At 43.3% G+C, this 13581-nt stretch carries 14 protein-coding genes and 1 pseudogene; all 15 read left to right on the top strand.

Translation table 11 applies throughout. The features are described from left to right. Positions 1-5 precede the first annotated feature (5 nt). The 15 genes and pseudogenes from V470_05530 to V470_05460 all read left to right on the top strand — a co-directional run bounded on the left by V470_05530 (position 6) and on the right by V470_05460 (position 13528). Positions 6-503, top strand: a complete 498-nt coding sequence (locus V470_05530; GenBank protein ID AHZ47884.1) for a metalloprotease — start codon at positions 6-8, stop codon at positions 501-503. Beyond that, a complete protein-coding gene (locus V470_05525) occupies positions 484-879 on the top strand; it encodes a UDP kinase (protein ID AHZ47883.1) in 396 nt (131 codons plus the stop codon). The genes V470_05530 and V470_05525 overlap by 20 nt, the downstream gene beginning before the upstream one ends. Positions 880-895: 16 nt before the next feature. After that, the gene (gene era, locus V470_05520; GenBank protein AHZ47882.1) at positions 896-1795 is read left to right on the top strand and encodes a GTPase Era; all 900 of its coding nucleotides are present in this window, start codon (positions 896-898) and stop codon (positions 1793-1795) included. Positions 1796-1843: 48 nt separating this feature from the next. Then, on the top strand, positions 1844-2668 hold the full coding sequence (locus V470_05515; GenBank protein AHZ47881.1) for a 5-hydroxymethyluracil DNA glycosylase: 825 nt from the start codon (positions 1844-1846) through the stop codon (positions 2666-2668). Continuing rightward, positions 2668-3273 (top strand): dephospho-CoA kinase, encoded by a 606-nt coding sequence (locus V470_05510; GenBank protein ID AHZ47880.1) that lies wholly within the window; start codon positions 2668-2670, stop codon positions 3271-3273. The genes V470_05515 and V470_05510 overlap by 1 nt, the downstream gene beginning before the upstream one ends. Continuing rightward, on the top strand, positions 3260-3487 hold the full coding sequence (locus V470_05505; protein ID AHZ47879.1) for a hypothetical protein: 228 nt from the start codon (positions 3260-3262) through the stop codon (positions 3485-3487). The genes V470_05510 and V470_05505 overlap by 14 nt, the downstream gene beginning before the upstream one ends. Positions 3488-3496: 9 nt before the next feature. After that, positions 3497-4459, top strand: a pseudogene (locus V470_10650) (multidrug transporter). A 188-nt stretch (positions 4460-4647) separates the two neighbouring features. Then, positions 4648-4881: a preprotein translocase subunit SecG gene (locus tag V470_05495; GenBank protein AHZ47878.1), complete on the top strand. Its 234-nt coding sequence runs from the start codon at positions 4648-4650 to the stop codon at positions 4879-4881. A 94-nt stretch (positions 4882-4975) separates the two neighbouring features. Then, positions 4976-7330, top strand: coding sequence for a ribonuclease R (locus V470_05490; protein AHZ47877.1), 2355 nt, complete (start codon positions 4976-4978; stop codon positions 7328-7330). Next, positions 7293-7760 (top strand): single-stranded DNA-binding protein, encoded by a 468-nt coding sequence (locus tag V470_05485; GenBank protein ID AHZ47876.1) that lies wholly within the window; start codon positions 7293-7295, stop codon positions 7758-7760. Before V470_05490 ends, V470_05485 begins: the two co-directional genes overlap by 38 nt. 14 nt (positions 7761-7774) lie before the next feature. After that, entirely contained in the window at positions 7775-8635 is an 861-nt protein-coding gene (locus V470_05480) for a tellurite resistance protein TehB (protein ID AHZ47875.1), read from the top strand. Positions 8636-8810: 175 nt separating this feature from the next. Next, entirely contained in the window at positions 8811-9959 is a 1149-nt protein-coding gene (locus V470_05475) for a hypothetical protein (protein AHZ47874.1), read from the top strand. Positions 9960-10035: 76 nt separating this feature from the next. Beyond that, a complete protein-coding gene (locus V470_05470) occupies positions 10036-10992 on the top strand; it encodes a competence protein CoiA (protein ID AHZ47873.1) in 957 nt (318 codons plus the stop codon). Between the two features lie 18 nt (positions 10993-11010). After that, positions 11011-12813 carry an oligopeptidase PepB gene (locus V470_05465; protein AHZ47872.1) on the top strand — a complete coding sequence of 601 codons (1803 nt, stop codon included), beginning with the start codon at positions 11011-11013 and terminating at the stop codon, positions 12811-12813. A 1-nt stretch (position 12814) separates the two neighbouring features. Continuing rightward, entirely contained in the window at positions 12815-13528 is a 714-nt protein-coding gene (locus tag V470_05460) for a methyltransferase (protein AHZ47871.1), read from the top strand. Positions 13529-13581 lie beyond the last annotated feature (53 nt).

Raw genomic sequence — 13581 nt, 5'->3', positions numbered from 1 at the left:
AGTACATGTATATTGAAATGGTAGATGAAACTGGTCAAGTTTCACAAGAAATCTTGCACCAAACCCAAGAGATTTTGGAATTTGCAGCCAAAAAAATAGGAAAAGAAGACAAGGAGATGGCAGTCACTTTTGTGACCAATGAGCGTAGCCATGAACTCAACCTCGAGTACCGTGATACGGATCGTTCGACAGATGTCATCAGCCTTGAGTATAAACCAGAGTTGGACATTGCCTTTGATGAAGAAGATTTGCTTGAAAATCCTGAATTAGCAGAGATGATGTCTGAGTTTGATGCCTATATTGGGGAACTGTTCATCTCTATCGATAAAGCGCATGAGCAGGCTGAGGAATACGGTCACAGCTTTGAGCGTGAGATGGGCTTCTTGGCAGTACACGGCTTTTTACACATTAACGGCTACGATCACTACACTCCGAAAGAAGAAGCGGAGATGTTCGGTTTACAAGAAGAAATTTTGACAGCCTATGGACTCACAAGACAATAAACGAAAATGGAAAAATCGTGACTTGGTATCCAGTTTAGAATTTGCCCTTACAGGAATTCTGACTGCTTTCAAGGAAGAACGCAATATGCGAAAACATGCAGTGACGGCTCTAGTAGTCATCCTTGCAGGTTTTGTTTTTCAGGTGTCACGAATTGAATGGCTCTTTCTCCTAATGAGCATTTTCTTGGTAGTAGCCTTTGAGATTATTAACTCTGCTATTGAAAATGTGGTGGATCTAGCCAGTCACTATCACTTTTCTATGTTGGCAAAGAAAGCCAAGGACATGGCAGCAGGAGCCGTGCTAGTTGTCTCTCTTTTTGCTGCAGTGACAGGTGCACTTATCTTTCTCCCACGCATTTGGGATATACTATTTTAAACACTAAGAGGAAATTATGACATTTAAATCAGGCTTTGTAGCTATTTTGGGACGTCCCAATGTCGGGAAGTCAACCTTTTTGAATCACGTCATGGGGCAAAAGATTGCCATTATGAGTGACAAGGCGCAAACAACGCGCAATAAAATCATGGGGATTTACACCACGGATAAGGAGCAAATCGTCTTTATCGATACACCGGGGATTCACAAGCCCAAAACAGCTCTTGGAGATTTCATGGTGGAATCAGCTTACAGCACCCTTCGTGAAGTGGATACTGTTCTATTCATGGTACCAGCTGATGAGCCACGTGGTAAGGGTGACGACATGATTATCGATCGTCTCAAGGCTGCCAAGGTTCCTGTGATTCTGGTGGTCAATAAGATTGACAAGGTCCACCCAGACCAGCTTTTGGCTCAGATTGATGATTTCCGAAATCAGATGGACTTCAAGGAAATTGTTCCTATCTCAGCCCTTCAGGGAAATAACGTTTCTCGACTAATCGATATTTTGAGTGAAAATCTAGAGGAAGGTTTCCAGTATTTCCCAGCTGATCAAATCACAGATCATCCTGAGCGTTTCTTGGTTTCTGAAATGATTCGTGAGAAAGTCTTGCACCTAACTCGAGAAGAGATTCCTCACTCAGTTGCAGTGGTAGTTGACTCCATGAAGCGTGATGAAGAGACAGACAAGGTTCATATCCGTGCAACCATCATGGTCGAGCGTGATAGCCAAAAGGGCATCATCATCGGAAAAGGTGGCGCTATGCTCAAGAAAATAGGGACCATGGCCCGTCGTGATATCGAACTCATGCTAGGGGACAAGGTTTTCCTAGAAACTTGGGTCAAGGTCAAGAAAAACTGGCGTGATAAAAAGCTAGATTTGGCTGACTTTGGCTATAACGAAAAAGAATACTAAGTAGAGGTGGGCTCATGCCTGCTTCTTGTTTTTACAGAAGGAGGAACTATGCCTGAATTACCTGAGGTTGAAACGGTTCGTCGTGGCTTAGAAAAATTGATCTTGGGAAAGAAGATTTCTAATATAGAGATTACTTATCCTAAGATGATCAAGACGGATTTGGACGAGTTTCGAAAGGAATTGCCTGGTCAAGTAATTGAGTCCATGGGGCGTCGTGGAAAATATTTGCTTTTCTACTTGACAGACAAGGTCTTGATTTCCCATCTTCGGATGGAGGGCAAGTATTTTTACTATCCGGACCAAGTTCCAGAACGCAAGCATGCCCATGTTTTCATTGAGTTCGAAGATGGAGGTACGCTTGTTTATGAGGATGTACGCAAGTTTGGTACTATGGAACTATTGGCACCCGACCTTTTGGATGCCTACTTTATTTCTAAGAAACTAGGTCCTGAGCCAAGAGAGCAGGACTTTGATTTGCAGGTCTTTCAATCTGCCCTAGCCAAGTCTAAAAAGCCTATCAAATCCCATCTCCTAGACCAGACCTTGGTAGCTGGCCTTGGCAATATCTATGTGGATGAGGTTCTCTGGCGAGCTCAGGTTCATCCAGCTAGACCTTCCCAAACTATGACGGCAGAAGAAGCGTCAGCTATTCATGACCAGACCATTGCTGTTTTGGGACAGGCAGTCGAAAAGGGCGGTTCCACCATTCGGACCTATACCAATGCCTTTGGGGAAGACGGAACCATGCAGGACTTCCATCAGGTCTATGATAAGACTGGACAAGCATGTTCGCGCTGTGGGACAGTGATTGAGAAATTCCAGCTCGGTGGACGGGGAACTCATTTTTGTCCTCAGTGTCAAAGGAGGGGCTGATGGGAAAAATCATCGGAATCACAGGAGGAATTGCTTCGGGTAAATCAACTGTGACAAATTTTTTGAGACAGCAAGGTTTTCAAGTGGTGGATGCTGACGCAGTCGTCCACCAACTACAGAGACCTGGTGGTCGTCTTTATCAGCTCTTAGTTCAGCACTTTGGGCAGGAAATCATCCTTGAAAATGGAGAACTCAATCGCCCTCTCCTGGCTAGTCTCATCTTTTCAAATCCTGAGGAGCGGGAATGGTCTAAGCAAACCCAAGGAAAGATTATTCGTGAGGAATTGGCTGCACTGAGAGACCAGTTGGCTCAGACAGAAACGGTTTTTTTCATGGATATTCCCCTGCTTTTTGAACAGGACTACAGTGCTTGGTTTGATGAAACGTGGCTGGTCTATGTGGACCGTGATGTTCAGGTGGAACGTTTCATGAAACGGGATCATCTTTCTAAGGAGGTAGCAGAGTCCCGTCTGGCAACTCAGTGGTCTTTAGAAGAAAAGAAAAAATTGGCGAGCCATATATTAGACAATAATGGCAGTCGTGATCAGCTTGTGAGTCAAGTAGTGAAGTTACTTGAAGGAGGCGATAGCTGTGCAAGAGATTAGTTGGAAAGAGAATCTTCGTGTTGCCTGGTTCGGTAGTTTTCTAACGGGAGCCAGCATTTCCTTGGTCGTTCCTTTCATGCCTATCTTTGTAGAACAGTTGGGAATTGAAGGGGACCAAGTTGCTTTTTATGCTGGATTAGCCATCTCAGTTTCGGCTGTTTCAGCAGCTCTAGTTTCTCCTATCTGGGGTATTCTTGCTGACAAATATGGTTGAAAACCCATGATGATTCGAGCAGGTCTTGCCATGACCATCACTATGGGAGGTTTGGCCTTCGTGCCAAATATCTATTGGCTACTCTTTCTGCGCTTGCTCAATGGTGTATTTACTGGTTTTGTCCCCAATGCAACGGCCTTGATTGCTAGTCAGGTACCGAAAGATAAGTCTGGAGCGGCTCTAGGGACTCTATCTACAGGTGTAGTTGCGGGAACACTGACGGGCCCCTTTGTTGGAGGCTTTATTGCTGAAATTTTTGGCATTCGTAATGTCTTTTTATTGGTAGGCGCTTTCTTATTTTTAGCTGCAATCCTAACTATTTTCTTTATCAAGGAAGATTTTCAGCCAGTGGCTAAGGAGAAGGCTATCCCAACGAAAGAAGTATTTTCTTCTTTCAAGTATCCTAGGCTTTTAGCGAACCTATTTTTGACGAGCTTCGTCATTCAGTTTTCAGCTCAATCAATTGGTCCCATTCTAGCTCTCTATGTGCGGGACTTAGGGCAGACTGAGAATCTTCTCTTTGTATCAGGATTGATCGTATCCAGCATGGGATTTTCTAGCATGATGAGTGCTGGAGTTCTAGGAAAACTTGGTGATAAGGTAGGAAATCATAGATTGTTGGTCGCAGCGCAGATTTATTCCGTCATCATTTACCTTCTTTGTGCCCATGCGACCAGCCCCCTTCAACTTGGCTTGTATCGTTTTCTCTTTGGTTTGGGAACAGGTGCTCTCATACCGTGAGTTAATGCCCTTCTTAGCAAAATGACTCCGAAATCAGGTATTTCAAGGATTTTCGCCTTCAACCAAGTCTTTTTTTATCTCGGTGGAGTGATTGGACCTATGGCGGGATCCGCAGTTGCAGGATATTTGGGCTACCATGCTGTCTTTTATGCGACAGCAGCCTGTGTGGCTTTCAGTTGTTTATGTAACATAGTGCAATTTAGATCATTATTAAAAGTAAAGGAAATCTAGTGCGAGTAAAAATCAATCTCAAGTGCTCCTCTTGTGGCAGCATGAATTATCTAACCAGTAAGAACTCCAAAACCCATCCAGACAAGATTGAGGTTTTAAAATATTGTCCAAAGGAAAGAAAAGTAACTTTACATCTTGAATCTAAGTAGAATTTATGGTAAAATAATAGGGATTTTAAGGAGTTTGATATGTATAACCTATTATTAACCATTTTATTAGTATTATCTGTTGTGATTGTGATTGCGATTTTCATGCAACCAACTAAGAACCAATCCAGCAATGTATTTGATGCCAGCTCAGGTGATTTGTTTGAACGTAGTAAAGCGCGTGGTTTTGAAGCTGTGATGCAACGTTTGACAGGTATTTTAGTCTTTTTCTGGCTAGCCATTGCCTTAGCATTGACGGTATTATCAAGTAGATAAGAAATGGGCGAGACTAGGTCTTAGCCTATTTTTATTTTTAATGACACCTAGAAAGTTATCAGTCAAAAAAATTTTAAAAATCTAGAAAGAAAACATGAAAGATAAAATTAAAGAATATTTGCAAGAGAAGGGGCGAGTGACGGTAAATGACCTAGCTCAGGCTCTCGGAAAGGATGGGTCCAAGGATTTCCGTGAGTTGATTAAAACCCTGTCCCTGATGGAAAGAAAGCACCAGATTCGTTTTGAAGATGATGGTAGCTTATGTCTGGACCAAAAGAAGAAACATGAAATTACCCTCAAAGGGATTTTTCATGCCCATAAAAACGGCTTTGGCTTTGTTACTCTGGAAGGCGAAGAGGACGACCTTTTTGTAGGAAAAAACGATGTCAACTATGCTATTGATGGCGATACCGTTGAGGTCGTGATTAAGAAAGTCGCTGACCGCAACAAGGGAACAGCTGCAGAAGCCAAAATTATCGATATCCTAGAGCATAGCCTGACGACAGTTGTCGGGCAAATCGTTCTGGATCAGGAAAAGCCCAAGTATGCGGGCTACATTCGTTCAAAGAATCAGAAAATCAGCCAACCGATTTATGTGAAGAAACCGGCTATCAAGTTGGAAGGTACTGAAGTTCTCAAGGTCTTTATCGACAAATACCCAAGTAAGAAACATGATTTCTTTGTCGCTAGTGTGCTAGACGTGGTGGGGCACTCGACTGATGCTGGGATTGACGTTCTTGAAGTCTTGGAATCCATGGATATTGTTTCAGAATTTCCAGAAGCTGTTCTCAAGGAGGCAGAAAGTGTACCAGAAGCTCCGTCTCAAAAGGATATGGAAGGTCGTCTGGACCTGAGAGATGAAATCACCTTTACCATTGACGGCGCGGATGCCAAGGACTTGGACGACGCAGTTCACATTAAGCCTTTGAAAAATGGAAATCTAGAACTCGGAGTTCACATCGCAGATGTTTCCTACTATGTGACCGAGGGTTCTGCCCTTGACAAGGAAGCCCTTAACCGCGCGACTTCTGTCTACGTGACAGACCGAGTGGTGCCAATGCTTCCAGAGCGTTTGTCAAACGGCATCTGCTCTCTCAATCCTCAAGTAGATCGCTTGACCCAGTCTGCTATTATGGAAATTGATAAACACGGTCGTGTGGTTAATTACACCATTACCCAAACAGTTATCAAGACTAGCTTTCGTATGACCTATAGCGATGTCAATGATATCCTAGCAGGTGACGAGGAAAAGAGACAAGAGTATAAGAAAATTGTTCCTAGTATCGAACTCATGGCCAAGCTTCATGAAACTCTAGAAAGCATGCGTGAGAAGCGTGGCGCCCTTAACTTTGATACCAGCGAAGCAAAGATTCTAGTGGATAAAAAAGGTAAGCCTGTGGATATCGTTCTTCGTCAGCGTGGTGTTGCTGAGCGGATGATTGAGTCCTTCATGTTGATTGCTAATGAAACGGTTGCCGAGCACTTTAGTAAACTGGACCTACCTTTCATTTATCGGATTCACGAGGAGCCCAAGGCTGAAAAAGTTCAGAAGTTTATTGATTATGCTTCGAGCTTTGGTTTGCGGATTTATGGGACTGCCAGTGAGATGAGTCAGGAGGCGCTTCAAGACATCATGCGTGCTGTTGAGGGAGAACCCTATGCGGATGTATTGTCCATGATGCTTCTTCGTTCCATGCAGCAGGCTCGCTATTCTGAGCACAATCACGGTCACTATGGTCTTGCTGCCGACTATTACACTCATTTTACCAGTCCGATTCGCCGTTATCCAGACCTCCTTGTTCATCGAATGATTCGGGATTACAGCCGTTCTAAGGAAATAGCAGAGCATTTTGAACAAGTGATTCCAGAGATTGCAACCCAGTCTTCCAACCGTGAGCGTCGTGCCATCGAGGCGGAGCGTGAAGTCGAAGCCATGAAAAAGGCTGAGTACATGGAAAAATACGTGGGTGAAGAGTACGATGCAGTTGTATCCAGCATGGTCAAATTTGGTCTCTTTGTTGAATTGCCAAATACAGTCGAAGGCTTGATTCACATCACCAATTTACCTGAATTTTATCATTTCAACGAGCGTGATTTGACTCTCCGTGGGGAGAAATCAGGAACAACCTTCCGTGTTGGACAGCAGATTCGCATTCGGGTTGAAAGAGCGGATAAGATGACAGGTGAGATTGATTTCTCCTATATCCCAAGTGAGTTTGATGTCATCGAAAAAGGTTTGAAACAAGCTGGGCGCAAAGACAGAGGTCGTGGTTCAAGTCGTCGTTCAGACAAGAAGGAAGACAAGAGAAAATCAGGGTGTTCAAGTGATAAGCACAAGCATTCACAAAAAGATAAAAAGAAAAAAGGCAAGAAACCTTTTTACAAAGAAGTAGCTAAGAAAGGAGCCAAGCATGGCAAAGGGCGAGGGAAAGGTCGTCGCACAAAATAAAAAGGCGCACCACGACTATACAATCGTAGATACGCTAGAGGCAGGAATGGTCCTGACCGGAACTGAAATCAAGAGCGTTCGAGCTGCTCGAATCAATCTCAAGGACGGCTTTGCCCAAGTAAAAAATGGGGAAGTCTGGCTGAGCAATGTTCATATCGCCCCTTACGAAGAGGGGAATATCTGGAACCAGGAACCTGAACGCCGTCGCAAACTCCTGCTCCATAAGAAGCAAATTCAAAAACTGGAACAGGAAACCAAAGGAACAGGAATGACCCTAGTTCCCCTCAAAGTCTATATTAAAGATGGTTATGCTAAACTCCTTTTAGGACTTGCTAAAGGGAAACATGACTATGACAAACGGGAGTCTATCAAACGTCGTGAACAAAACCGCGACATCGCGCGTGTGATGAAAGCTGTCAACCAGCGTTAAGAAGAGGAAGTAAAATGGAAAAATTAATTGCCTATAAACGGATGCCCTTGTGGAATAAACAGACCATGCCTGAAGCTGTTCAGCAAAAGCACAATACTAAAGTCGGCACTTGGGGAAAAATTACTGTCTTGAAGGGGGCACTCAAGTTTATTGAGTTGACTGAAGATGGTGAGGTTCTAGCTGAGCACCGCTTTGAGGCAGGAGCTGACAATCCTATGGCACAACCGCAAGCCTGGCACCGAGTAGAGGCTGCAACAGACGATGTAGAATGGTACTTGGAATTTTATTGTAAACCTGAGGATTATTTCCCTAAGAAATACCAGACCAATCCAGTCCATTCGGAAGTCTTAGAAGCTATGCAGACGGTGAAACCAGGAAGAGCCTTGGATTTGGGTTGTGGTCAAGGCCGTAACTCTCTCTTTCTTGCACAGAATGGTTTTGATGTGACAGCTGTTGATCAAAATGAATTGTCCCTTGAAATCTTGCAAAGCATCGTAGAGCAAGAGGATCTAGACATGCCTGTCGGACTATACGATATCAATTCAGCCAGCATTAGCCAAGACTATGATTTCATCGTATCGACAGTTGTTCTGATGTTCCTACAAGCGGACCGCATTCCAGCTATTATCCAAAATATGCAGGAGCACACCACAGTCGGTGGCTACAATCTCATCGTCTGTGCCATGGACACGGAGGATTATCCTTGCTCAATCAACTTCCCATTCACTTTTAAAGAAGGGGAGTTGGCGGACTACTACAAGGATTGGGAATTGATTAAGTACAATGAAAACCCAGGACATCTGCACCGTCGTGATGAAAATGGTAATCGCATTCAACTACGCTTTGCGACTATGCTAGCCAAGAAAATCAAGTAAATCAAATCTTTACAAGCGAATAGAAACCACTTTACAAGGTTTCTATTCATTTTTATTTGCGATGGTAGAGTGGGGAAGCAGGATTTTATGCTATACTAGAAGTAGGAAATGTGAGCAGTAGAGCTGTATTATTTTTCTCTCGGCTTGAGAAAGTGTAGATGATGGAGGTGGTCCAATGACGAGTCTTTTGGTGGAATTGTATGATCGGCATGTATTGGAAAAGAATGTCTACCAGGCCTTTATCAGTGATTGTGACGAGATTCTCTTCCTTTCTTTGACGAAAATAAGCAATAATGAAAAACTCTCTCTCCGTCAGTTCATCATGGAAGAGGTGCCTCATATCCAACGAGTGACCTTTCGTCAGTTATCCTTAGAACAACTAGCGGATCAGTTAGATTATTGCCTAGCATGCTATGACCAAGTCCTTCTCGATGTTTTTGGTGGGGATTCGCTACTAGCTTTATCTCTCTATCAATACGGCTTGGATCGCCACCTCCCCATCGTTGCCATGGATGTCGAGCGAGGAAAACAATACAAGTGGGTAGCCGGTCAGTTAGAAAAAGAAGATTTGGACATTCCAACCCTAAACATCCAACAGCTGATAGCCTTGCGTGGTGGAAAAATGCTCAAATCAAAACGCCCTATCCACTCAGTTAAGCAAATTGCAGCCATCAAAAAACTAGCCAGCTCTGCCATTGCCAACCCTGCCCACTGGTATCAGGTGACCCAATTTTTCTCTCTAGCTAAGACCAATGACCTGCATGCTGAGACCGAAAAGATACTGGAAAACAACGGCAAGTATTATCACTACCCAGAATCCCTTATCCCTTTACTTGTGGAAGCGGGGATGCTTTGTATGGAAAGCGAAGGCAAGAAACGAGTAGCATACAGCTTTCCAAGTCAAGAAGCTCAAGTCTTTTGCCGCAACAAGGGACATATTTTAGAGGTATATCTCTATCTCTTGGCACTTGAGTCTCAGCTGTTTGATGAGTGCATGATAGGTGGTGAGATTGATTGGAATGGCATCTTTCCAGAGGCAGACAATGTTCAAAATGAGATTGATGTCATTCTGAGAAAGGGACGCTCGATTACCTTTATCTCCTGCAAGATGACAGATTTATCAGTCGAAGCCATCAATGAACTAGAAGTTTACGCTAATCATTTTGCTGGGGAGAGTTGCCTCAAGCTAATTGTCTGTACGGGGAAAATCAATCCTGTTTATGCCAATCGCTGCCAGGAATACGGCGTGCTGGTCATTAGAAGTGAGCAGATTTCCAATCTCATTCCCATGATAAAAAAATATTCTAAGAGACAAAAAAGATGAGAAATAATATCATGAAAGGCTGGAATTCCAGTCTTTTTTTCTTCTTTTTCGAATAAATGAGAAAAGGAGGTAGCCCATGTTTGTAGCCAGAGATGCCAAGGGGAATTTGGTGAATGCCCTTGAAAAAGATGTGACCAAGCAAGCTTATACTTGTCCAGCCTGTGGGGGCAGACTACGATTACGCCAAGGACAGAGTATTCGAACGCACTTTGCCCATGAAAGGTTAAGGGATTGCATCGCTATTTTCGAGAATGAAAGTCCAGAACACATGGGCAACAAAGAGGCCCTTTATCATTGGGCCAAGAAGGACAATCAGGTCGCCTTGGAATATAGTCTGCCCGAGATTCAGCAGGTTGCGGATGTTCTCGTCAATGGGAAACTAGCACTAGAAGTTCAGTGCAGTCCCTTGTCTCAAAAGCTTTTAGGCGATAGAAGTCAAGGATACCGCAGCCAGGGCTATCAGGTTATCTGGCTACTGGGAGAAAAACTCTGGTTAAAAGAGCGATTAACACAATTGCAAAGGGGATTTCTCTATTTTAGTCAAAATATGGGTTTCTTTGTTTGGGAACTGGATCTCAAAAGGAAAATTTTGAGACTCAAATATCTTCTGCATCAGGACCTACGTGGCAAGCTTCATTTTCAGGTCAAAGAATTTCCCTATGGTCAAGGAAATCTCTTGGAAATTCTACGATTTCCTTATCAGAAACAAAAACTGCCTCGTTTTGCAGTTGTGCAAGATTCAACTATCTGTCACTACATTCGCCAGCAGTTGTACTATCAAACGCCCTACTGGATGAAAAAACAGGAGGAAGCTTATTATCAAGGAGACAATCTATTAAACCGTCAACTTGACGACTGGTATCCCCAGGTCAGACCGATAGCATCAGGTGATTTTTTGCAGATTGAAACGGATTTGGCTAGCTATTATAGAAATTTTCAGGCTTACTATCAAAAAAATCAGAAAAATAATCTCCAAAAGCTCTATCCACCAGCCTTTTATCACTTATATTTCTCAAAAAATGTGGTAAAATAGAAAGGATGGAGGAATCTTATGGTTTTACAACGACATGAAATAAATGAAAAAGATACATGGGATCTTTCAACAATCTACCCAACAGACCAGGCTTGGGAAGAAGCCTTGAAAGATTTAACTGAAAAAGTACAAACAGCGTCCCAGTATGAGGGGCATCTCTTGGATAGCGCAGACAGTTTGCTTGAGATCACAGAATTCTCACTCGACTTGGAACGCCAAGTTGAAAAACTTTATGTCTATGCGCATATGAAAAATGACCAGGACACGCGTGAAGCCAAGTATCAAGAGTACTATGCTAAGGCAATGACCCTATACAGTCAGTTAGAACAAGCCTTTTCATTCTATGAACCTGAGTTTATGGATATTAGCGAAGAGGAGTATGCGGCCTTCCTAGAAGCTCAACCAAAACTCCAAGTTTACAAGCACTTTTTTGACAAGCTCTTGCAAAAGAAAGACCATGTTCTTTCACAACGTGAGGAAGAATTGCTTGCTGGAGCAGGAGAAATCTTTGGTTCTGCTAGTGAAACCTTCGCTATTTTGGACAATGCGGATATTAGCTTCCCATACGTGCTTGATGACGAAGGCAAGGAAGTGCAACTCTCACACGGTACTTACATCCGTTTGATGGAGTCTAAAAACCGTGAAGTGCGTCGTGGTGCCTATGAAGCCCTTTATGCGACATATGAGCAATTCCAACACACTTATGCTAAGACTTTGCAGACAAATGTTAAGGTGCAAAACTACCGAGCAAAAGTTCGCAACTATAAGAGTGCTCGCCATGCAGCCCTCGCAGCAAACTTTGTTCCAGAAAGTGTCTATGACAATCTAGTAGCAGCAGTTCGCAAGCATTTGCCACTCTTGCATCGTTACCTAGAACTTCGTTCTAAAATCTTGGGTATTTCCGACCTCAAGATGTACGATGTCTACACACCGCTATCTTCAGTAGATTATAGCTTTACCTACGAAGAAGCCTTGAAAAAGGCAGAAGAAGCCTTGGCGGTCTTGGGTGACGACTACTTGAGCCGTGTCAAACGTGCCTTCAGTGAGCGTTGGATTGATGTCTATGAAAATCAAGGCAAGCGTTCTGGTGCCTACTCTGGTGGTTCTTACGATACCAATGCCTTTATGCTTCTCAACTGGCAGGACAATCTAGACAATCTCTTTACCCTTGTCCATGAAACAGGTCACAGTATGCACTCAAGCTATACTCGTGAAACTCAGCCTTATGTTTACGGGGATTATTCTATCTTCTTAGCAGAGATTGCCTCAACGACTAACGAAAATATCTTGACAGAGAAATTGTTGGAAGAAGTAGAAGACAATGCGACTCGTTTTGCAATTCTCAATAACTTCCTAGATGGTTTCCGTGGAACAGTTTTCCGTCAAACTCAATTCGCTGAGTTTGAACATGCTATCCACCAAGCAGACCAAAATGGAGAAGTCTTGACAAGTGATTTCCTCAATAAACTCTACGCTGACTTGAACCAAGAGTACTATGGACTCAGCAAGGAAGACAATCCTCAGATCCAATACGAGTGGGCACGCATTCCTCACTTCTACTATAACTACTATGTTTATCAGTATTCAACTGGTTTTGCAGCTGCTTCAGCCTTAGCTGAAAAGATTGTCCATGGTAGTCAAGAAGATCGTGACCGCTATATCGACTACCTCAAGGCAGGTAAGTCAGACTATCCACTCAATGTCATGAGAAAAGCGGGAGTGGATATGGAGAAGGAAGACTATCTCAACGATGCCTTTGCAGTCTTTGAACGTCGCTTGAACGAGTTTGAAGCCCTTGTTGAAAAATTGGGACTAGCTTAAGATGGTAGAGTCTTATAGTAAAAATGCCAATCACAATATGCGTCGGCCCGTCGTCAAGGAAGAAATCGTTGAACTCATGCGCCAGCGTCAAAAGCAGGTGACAGGTTCTTTGAAAGAATTGGAGACCTTTGCTCGCAAGGAGAACATTCCCATCATTCCCCATGAAACGGTCGCGTATTTTCGATTTCTCATGGAGACCATACAGCCCAAGAACATTTTGGAGATTGGGACGGCAATTGGTTTTTCAGCCCTCTTGATGGCGGAACATGCGCCAGATGCCAAGATTACAACCATTGACCGTAATCTTGAGATGATAGGCTTTGCCAAGGAAAACTTTGCCCAGTTTGACAGTCGTAAGCAAATCACCTTACTTGAAGGTGATGCTGTTGATGTTTTATCTACTTTGACAGAAACATATGATTTTGTCTTTATGGATTCGGCCAAGTCCAAGTACATCGTCTTTCTACCAGAAATCCTCAAGCACTTGGAAGTTGGTGGAGTAGTGGTCTTGGATGATATTTTCCAAGGAGGAGATGTTGCCAAGGACATCATGGAAGTCCGCCGTGGTCAACGAACCATTTACCGTGGTTTGCAAAGACTTTTCGACGCAACTTTGGACAATCCAGGTTTAACAGCAACTCTAGTTCCACTTGGAGATGGTATTCTCATGCTACGAAAGAATCTAGCAGAAGTAGAGCTTCCTGAGAGCGAATGATTTTCAGAAAAATTTAAGAAATTATAGTAAAATAGATAAGGTAACACTTACCG

This window comes from Streptococcus sp. VT 162 (assembly GCA_000688775.2).
Lineage (GTDB): Bacteria > Bacillota > Bacilli > Lactobacillales > Streptococcaceae > Streptococcus.
Note: the sequence above shows the minus strand (reverse complement) of the source record. Positions and strands in the feature narration are given on the sequence as shown.